The following is a 15,413-nucleotide window of genomic DNA, read 5'->3' as shown; positions in this document are numbered from 1 at the left end:
CAGGGTGATACCGAGTGGGGTGGCGCTAACCAGCGGCGAGCCCGAGCTCGACCGTGAGCCCAGCGTCGCGGAGGATCTGAGCCCCCGACGGGAGGCCAGCGTCGGCGCGCGCCGTCTCGGTGTAGCTCCGCTCGTGGGTGACGAACAGCGTGTGCCCCTCGCCGTTCCAGTTGGCCGCGAGCAGCGCGTTGACCTCCGCGTGGATGAAGCCGCTGTGTCCCTGGTCGAGGCTTTCGCGCTCGTTGGGCTCCCCGGCGGCGCGGCCGTTGTAGCCGACGCCCACCACCCGGTTCCACCGGTCCAAGAGACACGCGCCCACCTGGACCTTTGGGTCGGCGCTGCGGGAGGCCCAGAGTCGCGCGGTGTCGAGGGCGAGGTCGTCGAAGCTGGGTAGGCTCATCTGCCGATCGTAAGTCCGGCCCGCTCCGCCCATGCGGCTCGCCCAGCGGGGGTGCATCCGCATCTGCAAAGATGCCCACCCAGTGGACCCAACACCGGGGCGCTTTGGTTGGTCCATAGGCCAACCGATATAATTCCGTATCGTGACCGTCCGGGGGGAAAACTCAATCCGTACGCCTCTGGGCATAGTAGCTCAGAGGCGTTTTTGGCTGGCCCATAGAGCGACGCGGCAGGTGGCGTGATGAGCGCCAGTGCCACGCCACAAGACGGCAACTCAGCGCCCGGCACGGCCAACTCCGCCGTGACAGCACGCCGCCTCCAGCGGCGGGTCTCGGGCGTGTACAACCGGTTCGGCAAGCGGTTCATCGACCTAGTCCTCGTGGTGCCGATGATCATCATCCTCGCTCCGGTGCTGCTGGCTATTGCCGCAGCGGTGTTCCTCACCTCCGGCTCCCCAGTGCTCTACCAGGGCGAGCGAGGCGGGCTGCACGGCAAGCCCTTTCGCATTCTCAAGTTCCGCACCATGGTCAGGAACGCTGATCAGGTTGGTGGCGGCACCACCGCCTTGGGGGATGCCCGCATCACCCGAGTCGGTGCTGTGTTGCGCAAGACGAAGCTTGACGAGTTCCCGCAGTTGTTCAACATCCTCCGTGGCGAGATGAGCTTCATCGGCCCACGGCCGGAACTCCTCCAGTACACGAGCCAGTACTCAGGCCTGGAGGAATACATCCTCGAGGTTCGTCCGGGCATCACGGACTTCAGTTCCCTCGAGTTCATGAATCTCGCTTCGGTAGTCGGCTCCGGGGACGCCGATGCCGTCTATGAGCGTGAGGTGCTCCCCCGAAAGAACCAGTTGCGGATCAAGTACGTCGCCCGCTTGTCCCCCGTCACCGATCTCCGACTGTTCGTGCACACCGTGCTCCGGGCTGTCCAGGGCGTTATGCGTCACGTCTTCCCAGGAGGAGGGTCTCATGGAGATCACTGAACTCGGCCGGAGCGGCCTGCAGGTGTCCCGCCTTGCATTCGGCGGCTGCCCCATGGGCGGGCACGGCTGGGGAGCGGTGTCGCGAGACGATGTCGGCAACGCCATCCAGGCAGCGCTCGCCCACGGGCTCAACTTCTTCGACACGGCAGACACCTACGGGCTTGGCGAGGGAGAACGAACCCTGGGCAAGGCGCTGAAGGGGCGACGCGACAGGGCGGTTATCGCCACCAAGTTCGGCGTCCGGGTTGAGGGTGGGCGCACGTTCTACGACAACAGCCCAGCGTGGATCACGAAGGCGCTAGAAGCAAGCCTGCGCCGGCTCCAAACCGACTACGTCGACCTGTACCAGATTCACTACCGCGACGGCGTGACACCGCTCGATGACGTCGTCGCCGCGCTGGTGGACCTGCAGCAGCAAGGCAAGGTCCGCCACATCGGCCTGTCCAACGTCGGCAGTTCCCATGCGTCTGAGCTGGCTCCCCACCGGGGCAGGTTCGTCAGCTTCCAGGACGAGTTCAGCCTCGCCAGCCGTTCGAACGAGCCCGACATCCAGTTGCTCGCGAGCGATTTCGGCCTCTCGCCACTCACTTGGGGAAGCCTCGGTCAGGGAATCCTCAGCGGCAAGTACGGCGCCAACAGCACCTTCGGCCCAGATGACCGACGCAGCAGGCCCATCTACGTCAACTTCCACGGTGAGAGGCTGCAGCGCAACCTGCGGATCGTGGAGGTTCTCCGGCAGCTCTCCCGCGACTTCGGCAAGAGCGTGCCCTCCGTTGCCATCCGGTGGATCCTCGATTCGCTCCCCGGGAGCGTCGCGATTGTGGGCATCAAGAACGTGCAGCAACTCAAGGCCAACCTCGAGGCCCTGAGTTGGAGCCTTCCCCTTGGCGCCCGTGCAGACCTTGATGCGGTCTCCGACTACGAAGGAGCCCTGGTGTGAACAGTCTGGAACTGGCCTGGCGCATCCGACGTCACGGCGTTGAAATGACCCATCTGTCCGGCGGCTCGCACATCGGTTCGATCCTGTCCGTAGCCGACATCGTGGCCGTGCTCTACGCCGGGATCGCCAACGTTCGGCCAGAAGACCCTGAATGGGAAGATCGCGACCGCGTCATCCTCAGCAAGGGCCATGCCGGGGCATCCATCTACGCGGCGCTCGCGGAGCGGGGCTTCTTCGACGTGGAGGAACTGCGCACCCACTACTCCGACGGCAGCCGACTCTCCGGCCACGTCTCCCATAAGGGGGTGCCCGGGGTGGACCTCTCAACCGGTTCGCTCGGTCACGGCCTTTCCGTGGGGGCCGGCATGGCATACGCCGCCAAGAAGGACGGGAAGGCGCACCGAGTATTCGTGATCCTCGGCGACGGGGAGTGCGACGAGGGCTCCGTATGGGAGGCGGCCATGGTGGCTAATCACTATGGGCTGGGCAATCTCGTTGCGATCATCGACCACAACCGCATGCAGAGCCTGGACTTCTGCGAGGACACCATCGCGCTGCACCCGTTCGGCGACAAGTGGCGCGCCTTCGGCTGGAACACCATCGAACTGGACGGGCACAACCATGAGGCGCTGACTGCGGCGCTCGAGGGCTGCCGCGGCTCCGACAAACCTACCGTCATCATCGCCGAGACCATCAAGGGCAAGGGGATCTCCTTCATGGAGCAGAACATCCTCTGGCACTACCGCTTCCCGCATGAGGGCGAGGAGTACGACGGCGCGGTGGCGGAGTTGAATGCCCAGCGGCCGCTGAACGGCGAGAGCGTCAAGGCGTCCGCGCGATGAGGGATCGCTTCGTCTCAACGCTGATGGGCTTGGCGGAGAAGGATCCCAACGTCCATCTCGTGACGGGCGACCTCGGGTTCGGGGTGCTCAAGCCGTTCTGGGAGCGCTTCCCGGATCAGTTCACCAACGCCGGGATCGCCGAGCAGAACATGACCAGTTTCGCCGCAGGCATGGCGCTGGAGGGCAGGACGGTGTTCACCTACTCGATCGGCAACTTTCCGACGCTGCGTGCGATCGAGCAGATCCGCAACGATTGCGCCTACCACGAGGCCAACGTGAAGATCGTCTGCGTGGGGGGCGGATTCACCTACGGCTCGCTGGGCATGAGCCACCACGCCACTGAGGATCTGGCGATCATGCGGGCACTCCCGAACGTCACCGTCATGGCCCCGTCGGACGCGGCCCAGGCCCAGCTCGCGACGGAGGCCATCTACGCCCAGCCGGGCACCTGCTACCTGCGGCTCGGGCGGGGCGGTGAGCCCAATCTGGGCACCCCAGCCGAGGAGTTCGAGATCGGAAAGGCCCTGCCCGTCTCCGACGGCGAAGGCGTCGCCTTGCTGTTCACGGGTGCCATCGGCGACGAGGTGATCGAGGCCAGGGACACGCTCGCCGCCGATGGCCATCAGGTGGCGGTGGTGTCGTTCCCGACGGTGAAGCCAATCGATGTTGAGGCCATCGTCAACCTCGCCCAACGGTTCGACACCCTCGTGACCGTCGAGGAACACAACGTGGTCGGTGGCCTAGGCGGATCGGTCGCGGAGGTGCTCGCCGAGTTGCCCAGCCCCCGCGCGCGCCTGGCACGCGTCGGCCTGGACGACCGCTACTCCAGCATCGTTGGCACCCAGAAGTATCTGCGAGATGCCTACGGGATGAGCGCGAGGGCAATCACCGAGCGGGTGCGTCAGGTACTGAATGGCTAGGGTGCTCGTCTTCGCGAACGACTACACCAGTGTCTTTCACTTCAGGCGCGAATTGCTGCGGCGCCTGGTCTCAGACGGGCATGCGGTGGAACTGGTTCTGCCCGTTGACGACAGGAACCAAGCATTCGCGGAGATCGGGTGCTCTGTCACCCAGCTACCACTCAGCCGCTTCGGCACGAACCCAATCGAAGAGTTGGGCACGCTGGTGCGCTTCATGAAGATTGTTCGGTCAGCCAGGCCTGACGTGCTGGTGACCTTCACTGCGAAGCCCAACATCTACGGCGGGATCGCGAGTCAGATCTGTCGCGTGCCACTCGTGAGCGCTGTAACGGGACTCGGAGCGACATTCCAGCAGCCGGGCTTCTTGCGCACCGGCATGACCCTTCTCTACCGCTTGGCGCTCCGCGGAGCCTCAAGAGTCATGTTCGAGAACTCGAGCAATAGGCAGCTCTTCCTCGACAGGCACGTCGTTGCGGAAGGGAACTCGACGGTTGTTTCAGGGGCAGGCGTCAATCTTGCGGAGAACCCGCTGGTGCCCTACCCCGAGAAGCAGGACGTGACGAGATTCATCGCCGTCGCGCGCGTCCGGCGCGACAAGGGTTATGACCAACTGTTTGAGGCAATCAAGCAAGTCTGCGCGCACCGCGATGACGTGGAGTTCCACATCGTGGGCTGGTATGAGGATGAGTCCTATCGACAGCGGCTCCTGGAAGTTGCCGCAGACTACCCCGTCATCGTTCATGGTGGGGTTTCGCAGGAGCAGGTGCGAGGACTGCTTGCACAAGCAGACTGCCTTATCCATCCTTCACATCACGAAGGCATGGCCAACGTAATCCTCGAGGCAAGCGCAGCTGGCCGTCCCTGTCTGGTGTCCGACATCCCAGGATGCCGCGAGGCAGTCGACAGTGAGGTTAGCGGCTTCCTGTTCCCGGCCAAGGACGCTCCGGCTCTGGCGGAGTGCGTGGAGCGATTCACGGGTCTACCCACGGAACAGCGGCGCCAGATGGGACTGGCCGCCCGCCAGAAGATGGAACTCGAGTTCGGTAGAGACGCCGTCGTGGACAGCTATGTCGCTGCCATCATGGAGGCGGCGTGACAAGTCCTGCGGTGAGTGTGATCGTGCCCGTGTACAACACGGCCAAGTATCTTGAACAGTCTGTTGGCAGCGTTCTACGCCAGTCGTTCCCTGACTTCGAGTTGCTCCTCATCGACGACGGGTCAACGGACGAGTCGCCGGTCATGTGCGATGCGTTCGCCCTACGCGACTCACGGGTGAAGGTGTTCCATCAGTCAAACTCGGGGGTCTCAGCTGCCCGGAACACGGGATTGGACCATGCGCGGGGTGAGTTCGTTGCTTTTCTCGATTCGGACGACTGGTTTGGCGAGGAGACCCTGGCATCCGCCGTATCAGCCGCTGAACTCCATCGCGTTGATGTGGTTCTTTGGCCCTACGTCCGAGAGTATGCCGGGCTCTCGCTTGAGCGGGACTTCTTCAATTTCACTCCGGGTCGCTTCAGCAAAGAAGACACCAGGGAGTTGGTGTGTCGACGAATAGCTGGCCTGCTTGACGAGGAGTTAGCGCACCCCGACAGCGCAGACGCCCTCGTCACTGTGTGGGGAAAACTGTATCGTCGGCAACTGATCACTAGCGTTGACGCACGGTTCACCGACCTTAGTGTGATCGGGACAGCCGAAGACGCCCTGTTCAACCTGCAGGTTCTTTCGCGGGCCTCAAGCGCCTACTACCTAGACAGCCACCTCTATCACTATCGTCGCGACAACGTGACGTCGCTGACCCAAAGCTATAAGCCCGGCCTGCCTGGACAATGGCGTGAGTTGCACCGGCGGATGCGGGATTTCATCTCCGACCACCAGCTTGGCCCATCCTTCACCCAGGCATTGGCAAACCGGATTTCGCTGAGCATCATCGGACTTGGCCTTAACGCACTGCGCTCTCGCAAGGGCCCGGTGCGCACAGTTCAAGCGGTTCGAAACCTGCTACTCGACGATGAGTATCGTGCCGCCGTTGCGGAACTGGACTTGCGTTGGTTCCCGATTTCGTGGCGCGTGTTCTTTGGAGCAGCCAAGGCGGGCAATGCGCTGGTTGTCTCAACCATGCTGGCTGGTGCGCAGGCCATCATCGACCACCGGAGCCGCACCCCCGGTTCGCGGCGCCTAGGCGACCTCTTCGGAAGACAACGGAGGACGGCCTGATGTGCACCGTTGAGGGGGCAACCTCCGCCCCTGCGCTGGAGGGAACTTGCGCATGACGACTCCCCGAGTATCCATCATCATGGCTGTTCTCAACGCTCAAACGACCCTTGAGGCAGCGCTAGCATCGATCGCGGCACAGACCTTCACCGACTGGGAGTTCGTGATCTGTGACGATGGGTCCAGCGACGAGACAGCAGAGATCCTGGCAAGCTTCCGCAGCACGCTGGGGGCGGAGCGGGTGACTGTCCTTACCAATCCGGTGAACCGGAAGTTGGCCTATTCACTGAACAGATGCCTCGACGCCGCCCGGGGCGAGTTCATAGCCCGCATGGATGGGGACGACCTCTCTGAGCCCGACCGCCTTGAGAAGCAGCTGGCTTACCTGGATGACCACGCTGATGTCGACCTTGTTGGCACCGCAATGCGTCGGTTCAACGGCGGGGGGTTGGGAGAGGTTGTCCAACCAGCTGCGGAGGCCCCCGACAGGTGGGTTCTCGCCAGGGCCTCAGGCGCTCCCTTCTTCCACGCAACGGTCCTGGCGCGGCGCGCCGTGTTCGATGCAGTAGGCAACTACACCGTGTCTTGGCGCACCGAGCGCTGCGAAGACCTGGACCTTTGGTACAAGTTCTTCGCCGCAGGGCTCAGGGGGAGGAATCTGAGTGAGCCCTTGTATCGAGTCCGGGAGGATGCGGCCGCGATTCGCCGACGACGTCCCTGGGGACGGCTTGGCAGCTTCGCGACGTCGTTCAAGGGCGCTTGGATGCTTGGATATCCACCCAGCGCCTACATCCGCGAACTCGCGAACCTCATGAAGATATTTGTCCCTTACCGGGTATTCGATCTCCACCGAGCGTGGACACAGTCCCGTGCGTCGCGGCACGATCGGCCGAATAGGGAGTCGCGATGACTCCGTACTGGGTGACTCTTGCGCTTCTTGCCTACCTCTTGGTCCTCACCTACCAGCTCGACCCAGCCGTAGATACGAAGCTGGCCAACGGGCTTTCGTTCTCGACGAGCACGCGCATCTGCCTGACTGCTGCTGCAGCTGTCTTGGTCTGTGTGGCTGGTCTGAGGTGGGGAATCGGCACGGACTACTTCGGTTACTACAAGGGCTACTCCCAAAGCGGCGCCGAGTTCATCACCGCCCTACAGGCGTTCGATGAGCCTGGAATCAAGGGCCTAGCTTGGGCAACATCCCAGATCAGCGACGATGCCGCTGTCTTCATGTTCGCCGCGAGTTCACTCACCCTGATCCCTATCCTCTGGACCACGGTGAAGCACACAAACGCGGTTGGGATGAGCCTGCTGCTGATCGTCTTCGTCGGCACCTGGCATGGCTCGTTCAACGGCGTTCGCCAGTTCCTTGCCTGTGCCGTGATTTTCGCAGGGCATCGGTTCATCGTCGATCGACGGTTGATACCGTACGCGCTGGTTGTCGTGGTCGCATCATCAATTCACATCAGCGCTCTAGCTATGGCGGTCCTGTACCTCGTACCCACAAAGCAACTCAGCAGACGCATGGTGGTTCTGTTGGCCGCTCTAGCGTTGGGTGCCCTGTACTCATCCGACTTCATGATCAGCCTCTTCGAGAGGGCTGATGAAGGCTTCGAAGTGACGGAGTACGTCACCCACTCGATCAACCCGCTGCGTGTCGCTGTGGCCGTAGCACCAGTCCTCCTCTATTGGTCACCCGGCGTCAGAACTCGCGCCGACGGACAGTGGTTCTATCGGAACATGGCGGTCGTTCACGCGGCTGTGGTACTCGCGGCGTCTTGGAGCGCCTACCTAACTCGGTTCAGCATCTACACCACCGCGTTCCTGCCATTGGTGCTGCCTAGACTGATCGATTTTCCGAATCGAAGGCTCACTGCACTCACGCGCGCCGCTGTCACATTGCTCTTCGCCGTCTACTGGTATACCGAGGTTTCTGGTTCCAGCGCACTCAATGACTTTCGTTTCATCTGGGAGCGTCAAGGAGCGGTGCAGTGACTCCGGAAGGTAGGCGTCGACCATTGATACATCTAGCATGCGGAGGAAAGCTCGGATGAGACTCCTTAGTCTGTTGCGGCAAGCTGTCGCGGGGCTGATCCCAATGCCCATACGCCACGAGGCGGTGGCGCTCCGGGAGACCTTGATTGACGGCTGGCGATACCAACGTGCTGCCGGCTCGAGCGACGCGTGGTCGCGTGCTGTCCACACTCCGGCAAGGCACGAGGCCCGTGTCACTATGGATTATCACCGAGTGGAGAAGGGACTCGCGCTTCCGGCTCCCAAGCGCCCATTCGGCAAGGAGCTGCGGGAGCGGATGTCCGCACTCCTTTCTCAGACACCCTCTGAAACCCGCGAGCGGCCTTACATCGGCTACGGTGAGCGCGCATTGGAGAGCTTGGACGAGTGGAACGAGCAGGGATCCATCAACGTCGAGGCCACGCCATTCCTCACGTCCGCGCCCGTGGCTCTGGACGAGGACGGCGCGCGCGTCTTCTTCGGCTCCCGCCACAGCGTCCGGAACTTCGACCCCGACAACGTGCCGACGGAGGGGGAACTCCGTTCGATCGTCGAGCTGGCCCGCAACACGCCCTCCGTTTGCAACAGGCAGGGGTTCCGAGTGCACATGTACCGCTCTCGTGAGGACATCGACGCGATCCTGAAGATCCAGAACGGCGCCACCGGCTTTGCCCACGTAGTGCCAGCCGTGGGCGTCGTCACCGCCCGGCGGGCACTCTTCGTCGGCCCCGATGAGCGCAATCAGCGCTGGGTGGACGGGGGACTTTTTGCGATGACGTTAGTGTGGGCGGCCCACGCCAGGGGCTTTGCCACGTGCATGCTCAACTGGTCGCTGCCAAGCGTAAGCAGCGCTCGCCTGCGGAAGGTGGCCGACATTCCCGAAGGGGAGGATATCGTCGTGGTCATCGCGTTCGGCCACGCGAAGGAAGGTGCGCGAGTCGCACGAAGCCAGAAGAGGAGCATCGATGACCTCGCTTGGTTCCACCCCTGAGCCCGACAATGAGGCGCAGGCAAGCAGCACCGCGCCGCTGGTCAGTATCATCACGCCCTGCTTCAACGGGGAACAGCACGTCTCCAAGCTGATCGAGTCGGTGTTGGCGCAGACCCACCCAAACATCGAGTTCATCCTCGTCAACGATGGCTCAACCGACGGGACGGATGACATCGTTCGCGCCTACGAGCCGCGACTCCGTCATCGCCTCTCCCGATTCGTCTACGTCCAGCAGGAGAACGCCGGGCTTGGTGGCGCCATCTACGCGGGGCTCCGACACGTGACCGGTGATTACGTCTGCTGGCCTGATGCGGACGACTATCTGGAGCCGACCTCGGTTGAGGAGAGGGTGGCCATCCTGGAGGCCCGTCCTGAGGTCGGTGTGGTCACATCTGACGCATGGATCCGGGACGCCCGCGACCCATCGAATGTCACTGGGAGGGTCTCAACCTCCTTCCCCACCAGCCATGAACCGTGGCAGTTCGAGCATTTGTTGCGTGCCGGGTCCATCTTCGCGCCCGGCTGCCACATGGCCCGGATGTCGATGTTTGACGAAACCCATCCTGGACGTGAGATCTACCCTGCCCGTCGTGGACAGAACTGGCAGATGCTGCTCCCGCTCTACCACAAGTACGAGCGCCACTATCTTGATCGCCCCCTCTACAACTACATGATCCTCCCCAACAGCATGTCCCGTGGGGACACATCACCTGAGGCCCAGATTCATCGGGCAGACGAGCACCGTGAGTTCAAGCTCCGCACGCTGGAAACGATCCCGATGAGTGACGCGGAGAAGATCAAGTGGGAACGGCTCATCGATGAGCTCAGAGAGCGGAAGGTGCTCGACATCGCCGCGAAGGCCGGCGATGGAACCTTGGCACGTGTTTCTCATCGGCGTCTAGGGGAGCTGGCCCATCCAAGAGGGAAGGACCGTTTGCGTCTCCGCGCCAAGCTTGTGCAGGCAATGGTGACGCGCCCCGTCTCGCCCGCGGGAACGCCTCAACACGTTGCGCCGCAGGGCAGCGTAGGTGTGCAGCCAATCGCGACGGTCTCGGCGCTCATCACCACGTACAACGGCGCGAGGTTCATTGAAGCGCAGCTAGAATCAATCGCGCAGCAGACGATGCCGGTCGCGCAAGTGCTCATCGCCGACGACGGCTCCACGGACGACACCGTTGACATCGTCGAGCGGTTCATCCGAGACAGGGGCCTCAGTGGTTGGTCGATTGTGCAGAACGAGCGCAACCTTGGCCCGGCCTCGAACGTCCTCACCCACCTCAAGGGCTTAAACGGCGACCTCGTGCTGCTCGCTGACCAGGATGACGTTTGGGAGCCGAACAAGGCGGCGACCCTGGCCGACTATCTTCAGCAAGACCCAGGGCTGAGTCTGGTGGTGTCCAGAACCAGTCTGATCGACTCCCGAGGGCTTCTTGTCGATGACGAGGGTCTGAGCCGTCGCGTAGGGGAGGTTGCTCTGCCTGGCAACTACGTTGGAGCCAGACGGCTCGACTTGATCGACTTCCTTGGATCGTCTCGGATCCCCCTCCATGCGATGGGCGTTCGGGGAGAACTCGTACGGACTATCGCCAGCATCACTCACTACCCGGCGCTGAGCAAGAGCCTAGGCGCTGACTGGTATATCGGGATCCTGAGTGCAATCTTCGGCCGGGCCGTATTGGTGCCGGAGCGGTTGGTGCGGCGGCGGGTCCACGATTCCAACATCTCCTTGGGTCGTCTCCGGAAGAAGAGCGCCTTGGCAAGCCCCAACAGCAAGCGAATCCTCATGCTGCGCGAGGCCCAGAAAGCTCACCTGTCCCTGCTACAGGAGCCCCAGGTGCAAGACTCCCTCGACCCAATCCAGGCCGAGCTCATCACCGACATGGCAGAGCACCTTCAACGAAGGATCAACTTCACCGAGAACCCGAGCCTTCTGCAGGGCGGGGCGCTCTTGCTCAGGATTGAGCAGTACAGGCGGGGTGCCGGGTCGCTTCTAGCCGGTGCACGCATGTGGGTAGCTGACGTCATGTATGCATACGACATCAACTGGCGGCTGCGGGGGAAGGGCACCGATGCCGGGGACGGTTAGTGTCATTGTCCCCGTATACAACGCGGAGGCCCACCTTCCCAAGTGCCTCGCGAGCCTGGCCGGGCAGACGTATCGTGATCTGGAGATCATCCTCGTCGATGACGGGTCCACGGATCGCAGTCTCCAGATGCTGGAGGCGTTCGCCGCTGAGGACACTCGGGCTCGGGTGGTGACCCAGAAGAACGCTGGCGTCTCGCGGGCCAGAAACGTCGGTTTGGCCTCGGCCCAGGGTGACTACGTCAGCTTCGTCGATTCGGACGACTGGCTGGAGCCCGAGACGTATGCGAGCGTTGTCGGGGCGTTCGACGGCAACGACATCGACTTCGTCTCTTTCCAGTACTTCGTAGATCAGGCCGCGGAGTCCGTGGCTTACGGAATCTCCGGGCGCTTCCATGGGCTGCACGGCACGGTGACTGGGCTGGAAGCCGTCCTTGAGACGACGAACCGTTTCGTCTGGACCAGAGTGTTCCGCCGGGAGTTGATCGGGCCGACCCGATTCAGAGAAGACCTGCACTGGGGTGAGGACACGGTCTTCGTCATAGAGGTGGCCCGGCGGGCGAGATGGTCGTTCCTCATCCCCGATCCGTACTACCACTACGTGCAATCGAAGGACAGCGCAACGCGCAGCAAGGTCAACCCAAAGCGGCTAACGGGCATCGAAATGACGCATGTCTTGCAGAGGATGGTCGAGGAAGCGGCACCTCACTTGGCTCCCTTCGTCGTGGCGACGCGGGCCAACATCTTCGCGACATTGGCGCAAGACGCTTACGCTCAACCGAGGCGAGACTGGACGCCAGAGATTCCTACGTTGATCAAGACAATCAGGACTGAGTCTTCGAAGATTGTCTTGGCGCGCGGGCTGGGTATGTCCACCCGGCTGAAGGCCGGGACCTTGGCCGTGAGTCCTATGCTTTTCGTTCGGCTGAACCAACTTCGGTTGGAACGTCTGAGCGGGCGCGCTAGGCAGGGAGTGAGGCAACCGTGAGCGCGGTAGGCATCGTGACCCTTGGGGGGTACACCAACTTCGGCAACCGACTGCAGAACTATGCGTTGCAGGAGGTACTTAAGTCTCTGGGTGTCGAACGTGTCGAGGCCATCGACGGGCTGCCGCGTGCGGAATCCCGTCTCGTCAGGGCCAAGCGCCTTGCGCTTACGCCGCCACAGGAACTGTTCGAGCGGGTTCGTCAGCGAGGCGCTGGCATCCGACCGGACACGTACTCGTCCCCGCCGGAGCGCCAAGCCGCCATCCGTGCATTCAGCGAAGAGTTCATCCAAGTGGCACCCGCGGGGTTTCAGGACATGAGCACTGAGGAGCTTGCTCTATACAGCCACTTCGTCGTGGGATCTGATCAGGTCTGGAATCCCGCCTACACGCATGCGAATCCGGAGTGGTTTCTCAGCTTCGCTCCGGAGGGCAGGCGCATCGCCTACGCCGCGAGTTTCGGGGTGCCTTCCATCCCGAAGTACGCAGCGGGCCGCTATCGGAATGGTCTGCGGGGTTTGACAACCGTGTCGGTCCGGGAGGAGCGCGCCTCCGAGCTCGTCCGTGAGCTGGCAGGGCTGGATGCACAGGTCGTACTGGATCCCACCATGGTGTTGGAGCCCAGCCGCTGGCACGAACTGGCACGGAGGCCGCATCGGTTGTCAGGTGGCGGATACGTGGCGAAGTTCATGCTTGCCGCTGGTGATGGAACGCCCGCATCCGGTGCTGATCTGAGTGGCGTCGAGGGATTCGCCCGCAGGAAGGACCTGGAGATCGTGGATCTGCACGATCCCATCGACCCCGAGTTGCTGGCGATGGGGCCGCTGGAGTTCATCGGCGCCATTCAGGGTTCGGAACTGGTCGTGACCGACTCATTCCACACCGCAGTTTTCGCTGTGCTTTTCCACCGCCCGTTTCTGTTGGTCGGCAGGGGCGGGATGAACTCTCGATTCGAGACGCTGCTAAGCCACACCGGGCTAACGGACCGATTCCTAGCCCAAGCTGACAACTTGGATGGAGCAACGGAGATCGATTGGTCCGCCGTGGATGACAGATTGGCGACGGCTCGCTCGAAGTCGCTGGGCTTCCTGAGAACCTCACTACAACTCTGATCTGGCGGGCGAGACACTGACGGTCAGCGAGCCGGTTGAGGGGCTCAACCGCAATAAGCGTCGCTAAGCCTCCTGTGCCCCGCTCTCTGGTCTGAGATTTCCTTCTGGGCCAGCGAATGGACGAGTTGGCACTGAACGCAGCCCTACCGCTTGCGCGGTGAGAGTCGACGAACAAGTTCGGTGAACTCCGGTCGCCGCCCGAAGACAAGCGCAAAGATCAGATTGATCCAGAGCCCGACGCAGAGGATCGCCAGCAGCATGGACCCCAAGGTAATGGGCCCAAGCCACGCGTCCACGGCAAGGGCAGAACTCACAGCGGCAACGACGAGCACCAGAAGGTACTTGGCCCCATCGATGAAGTACTCCCGCGCAGGACTACCAAAGACACGGGGGTAGACGATGAGCGGTCGCACGATGGTGGCCAAGAGGCCCTGCGCGAGGGTACCGATGAAGACCCCCACCAGGCCAACGGCTTGGACCAAGATGATCGAGAGTCCGAGGTTGACGATCGCCTGGATGAGCGGCAAGTACTTGTCCGCATCCCAGATACCAGCCGCTGACTTCACCGTGTTGACAGTGGCACGCTGGCCCAAGAGGTAGAAGTTAAGCAGAATCAGCAGAGCCACTTCCTGCGGAATTACCATGTCGGGCCCAAGCCACAAGGTGATGAGAGGCGTGATGAGGGCGTACATCCCAGCGGTCGCCATCCCGTAGATCCAGAAGGCCGCAAACCTATAGGTCTTGTAGTTGCGGTACACATCCTTTGGAGCTGCCGTCGCAATCGCATTCCCGAAACTCCCGATCGCAGCGTTCATGATCACGAGCAGGAGCATAGAAGCCGTGTTGATGATCAGGTTATAGTTCGCGATGAAGCCGAGCACCGTCACGTTCACGAAGGCAGCGATGATGATGCTATCGGTCTGGTTGACTGCCACGTCTCCGAGCTTGTGCCAGATGAGCGCCTTGACGTTCCGCTTGATCGGCTCGAGCTGCTCCTGACGCAAGGGTGCATCCGGTGGCTGCAGGTAATTTCGGTACCTGCGGCTCAGATACACGTTCAGGAAGAGTTGTTCCGCTGCTCGTGCGAGCACCATGACCACGAGATAGATCAGGAAGTCACCCCAGATGAGGAGGCTAACGATCTGTGCAACTTGCAGGACGACCGAAGCTACCGTGCGGATGTTCGTGACCAGATAGGTCCGTTGTTCGGCGGTAGCGAGGCCCGTCTTGTAGACCGCGAAGTAGCTCATCACGTTGGCGAGCAGGTACAAGGTGTAGTAGACGCGCAGATCACCCAAATCCCCAGCCTCGTTCGCGAGGTTCGGAATGAACGGAAGGAGCGCCAAGCCCACGATCGTCACTATCAGGGCGATGACCCGGTAGGCCTTCTTGTAGAAGTCGCTGAGGGCACGAACCAGAGGGGCGTCCCCTTCCGCCACGGGCTTGTAGAGGCTGTAACTCATCGCTGAACCAATCCCGAGCTCCGCGAAAGAGAGCACCCCAACGACGTTCAGCATCAGCGTGTTGACGCCTAGGTAAGCGGCGCCCAGTTCGGCAATGAAGATACTTCGGGAGACGAACCCGAGGACGACCGTGACAAGCGTTGAGATCAGCCCGAAGCCCGCGTTTCTCCGGGCGAAATCAAACCGCGTGAGGCTCAACGCGCCCCCCGAGCGAGAGCCGGCTCTGAGAGCAACTCCAGCAATCGGGCGGCGATTATGTTGGGAAGTTGGTCGGAGGTCATCTGAATGGGTGCCGGGTCAATCGCGGAGCTCAGTTCAGCTAGAGCACTTTGATAACCCGAGATGAGCCTCCGCAAGCTACCGGCGTCCCTATCCGCCAGGATTCCTTGGCGGAGTCGGATCCGCTCCACTGCTGTGTCTACGTCGATATCGATAACGACAACCGTGTCGCCGTGTGCGAGGTGCGGCAGTA

Annotated in this window: 14 protein-coding genes; 12 read left to right on the top strand and 2 right to left on the bottom strand. The window is 62.2% G+C overall.

Annotation, left to right across the window (positions count from 1 at the left end; translation table 11 throughout):
• Positions 1-25: 25 nt before the first annotated feature.
• Entirely contained in the window at positions 26-400 is a 375-nt protein-coding gene (locus tag RPIT_RS13790) for a cytidine/deoxycytidylate deaminase family protein (protein ID WP_077343971.1), read from the bottom strand.
• Between the two features lie 240 nt (positions 401-640).
• Between RPIT_RS13790 and RPIT_RS13785 the strand changes: the two genes are divergently transcribed.
• The 12 genes from RPIT_RS13785 to RPIT_RS13730 all read left to right on the top strand — a co-directional run bounded on the left by RPIT_RS13785 (position 641) and on the right by RPIT_RS13730 (position 13,478).
• Complete coding sequence (locus RPIT_RS13785) at positions 641-1,384, top strand: sugar transferase (protein WP_077343970.1); 744 nt, start codon at positions 641-643, stop codon at positions 1,382-1,384.
• A complete protein-coding gene (locus tag RPIT_RS13780) occupies positions 1,371-2,324 on the top strand; it encodes an aldo/keto reductase (RefSeq protein WP_077343969.1) in 954 nt (317 codons plus the stop codon). The genes RPIT_RS13785 and RPIT_RS13780 overlap by 14 nt, the downstream gene beginning before the upstream one ends.
• Positions 2,321-3,166 (top strand): transketolase, encoded by an 846-nt coding sequence (locus RPIT_RS13775; protein ID WP_077343968.1) that lies wholly within the window; start codon positions 2,321-2,323, stop codon positions 3,164-3,166. The genes RPIT_RS13780 and RPIT_RS13775 overlap by 4 nt, the downstream gene beginning before the upstream one ends.
• Positions 3,163-4,086, top strand: a complete 924-nt coding sequence (locus tag RPIT_RS13770) for a transketolase family protein (RefSeq protein ID WP_077343967.1) — start codon at positions 3,163-3,165, stop codon at positions 4,084-4,086. Before RPIT_RS13775 ends, RPIT_RS13770 begins: the two co-directional genes overlap by 4 nt.
• Before the next feature lies 1 nt (position 4,087).
• Positions 4,088-5,182: a glycosyltransferase family 4 protein gene (locus tag RPIT_RS13765; RefSeq protein WP_162274578.1), complete on the top strand. Its 1,095-nt coding sequence runs from the start codon at positions 4,088-4,090 to the stop codon at positions 5,180-5,182.
• Between the two features lie 11 nt (positions 5,183-5,193).
• The gene (locus tag RPIT_RS13760; RefSeq protein WP_162274577.1) at positions 5,194-6,300 is read left to right on the top strand and encodes a glycosyltransferase family 2 protein; all 1,107 of its coding nucleotides are present in this window, start codon (positions 5,194-5,196) and stop codon (positions 6,298-6,300) included.
• Between the two features lie 79 nt (positions 6,301-6,379).
• A complete protein-coding gene (locus RPIT_RS13755) occupies positions 6,380-7,207 on the top strand; it encodes a glycosyltransferase family 2 protein (protein WP_162274576.1) in 828 nt (275 codons plus the stop codon).
• Positions 7,204-8,289 carry an EpsG family protein gene (locus tag RPIT_RS13750; RefSeq protein WP_077343963.1) on the top strand — a complete coding sequence of 362 codons (1,086 nt, stop codon included), beginning with the start codon at positions 7,204-7,206 and terminating at the stop codon, positions 8,287-8,289. Before RPIT_RS13755 ends, RPIT_RS13750 begins: the two co-directional genes overlap by 4 nt.
• A 253-nt stretch (positions 8,290-8,542) precedes the next feature.
• On the top strand, positions 8,543-9,298 hold the full coding sequence (locus RPIT_RS13745; RefSeq protein ID WP_162274575.1) for a nitroreductase family protein: 756 nt from the start codon (positions 8,543-8,545) through the stop codon (positions 9,296-9,298).
• A complete protein-coding gene (locus RPIT_RS13740; RefSeq protein ID WP_077343961.1) occupies positions 9,273-11,384 on the top strand; it encodes a glycosyltransferase family 2 protein in 2,112 nt (703 codons plus the stop codon). Before RPIT_RS13745 ends, RPIT_RS13740 begins: the two co-directional genes overlap by 26 nt.
• The gene (locus RPIT_RS13735; protein ID WP_162274574.1) at positions 11,368-12,369 is read left to right on the top strand and encodes a glycosyltransferase family 2 protein; all 1,002 of its coding nucleotides are present in this window, start codon (positions 11,368-11,370) and stop codon (positions 12,367-12,369) included. Before RPIT_RS13740 ends, RPIT_RS13735 begins: the two co-directional genes overlap by 17 nt.
• Positions 12,366-13,478, top strand: a complete 1,113-nt coding sequence (locus RPIT_RS13730) for a polysaccharide pyruvyl transferase family protein (protein WP_077343959.1) — start codon at positions 12,366-12,368, stop codon at positions 13,476-13,478. Before RPIT_RS13735 ends, RPIT_RS13730 begins: the two co-directional genes overlap by 4 nt.
• A gap of 143 nt (positions 13,479-13,621) precedes the next feature.
• Here RPIT_RS13730 and RPIT_RS13725 read toward each other — a convergent pair whose 3' ends face one another.
• Positions 13,622-15,139 (bottom strand): lipopolysaccharide biosynthesis protein, encoded by a 1,518-nt coding sequence (locus RPIT_RS13725; RefSeq protein WP_077343958.1) that lies wholly within the window; start codon positions 15,137-15,139, stop codon positions 13,622-13,624.
• Positions 15,140-15,413 lie beyond the last annotated feature (274 nt).

The organism is Tessaracoccus flavus (assembly GCF_001997295.1).
GTDB lineage: Bacteria > Actinomycetota > Actinomycetes > Propionibacteriales > Propionibacteriaceae > Arachnia > Arachnia flava.
This window is presented reverse-complemented; position numbering and strand designations above follow the sequence as displayed.

Bases quoted from the DNA above. Each gene is read 5' to 3' on its own strand.
- RPIT_RS13750 (WP_077343963.1), top strand. From the start codon at position 7,204: ATGACTCCGTACTGGGTGACTCTTGCGCTTCTTGCCTACCTCTTGGTC.
- RPIT_RS13755 (WP_162274576.1), top strand. From the start codon at position 6,380: ATGGCTGTTCTCAACGCTCAAACGACCCTTGAGGCAGCGCTAGCATCG.
- RPIT_RS13785 (WP_077343970.1), top strand. From the start codon at position 641: ATGAGCGCCAGTGCCACGCCACAAGACGGCAACTCAGCGCCCGGCACG.
- RPIT_RS13735 (WP_162274574.1), top strand. From the start codon at position 11,368: ATGCCGGGGACGGTTAGTGTCATTGTCCCCGTATACAACGCGGAGGCC.
- RPIT_RS13780 (WP_077343969.1), top strand. From the start codon at position 1,371: ATGGAGATCACTGAACTCGGCCGGAGCGGCCTGCAGGTGTCCCGCCTT.
- RPIT_RS13770 (WP_077343967.1), top strand. From the start codon at position 3,163: ATGAGGGATCGCTTCGTCTCAACGCTGATGGGCTTGGCGGAGAAGGAT.
- RPIT_RS13790 (WP_077343971.1), bottom strand. From the start codon at position 400: ATGAGCCTACCCAGCTTCGACGACCTCGCCCTCGACACCGCGCGACTC.
- RPIT_RS13740 (WP_077343961.1), top strand. From the start codon at position 9,273: ATGACCTCGCTTGGTTCCACCCCTGAGCCCGACAATGAGGCGCAGGCA.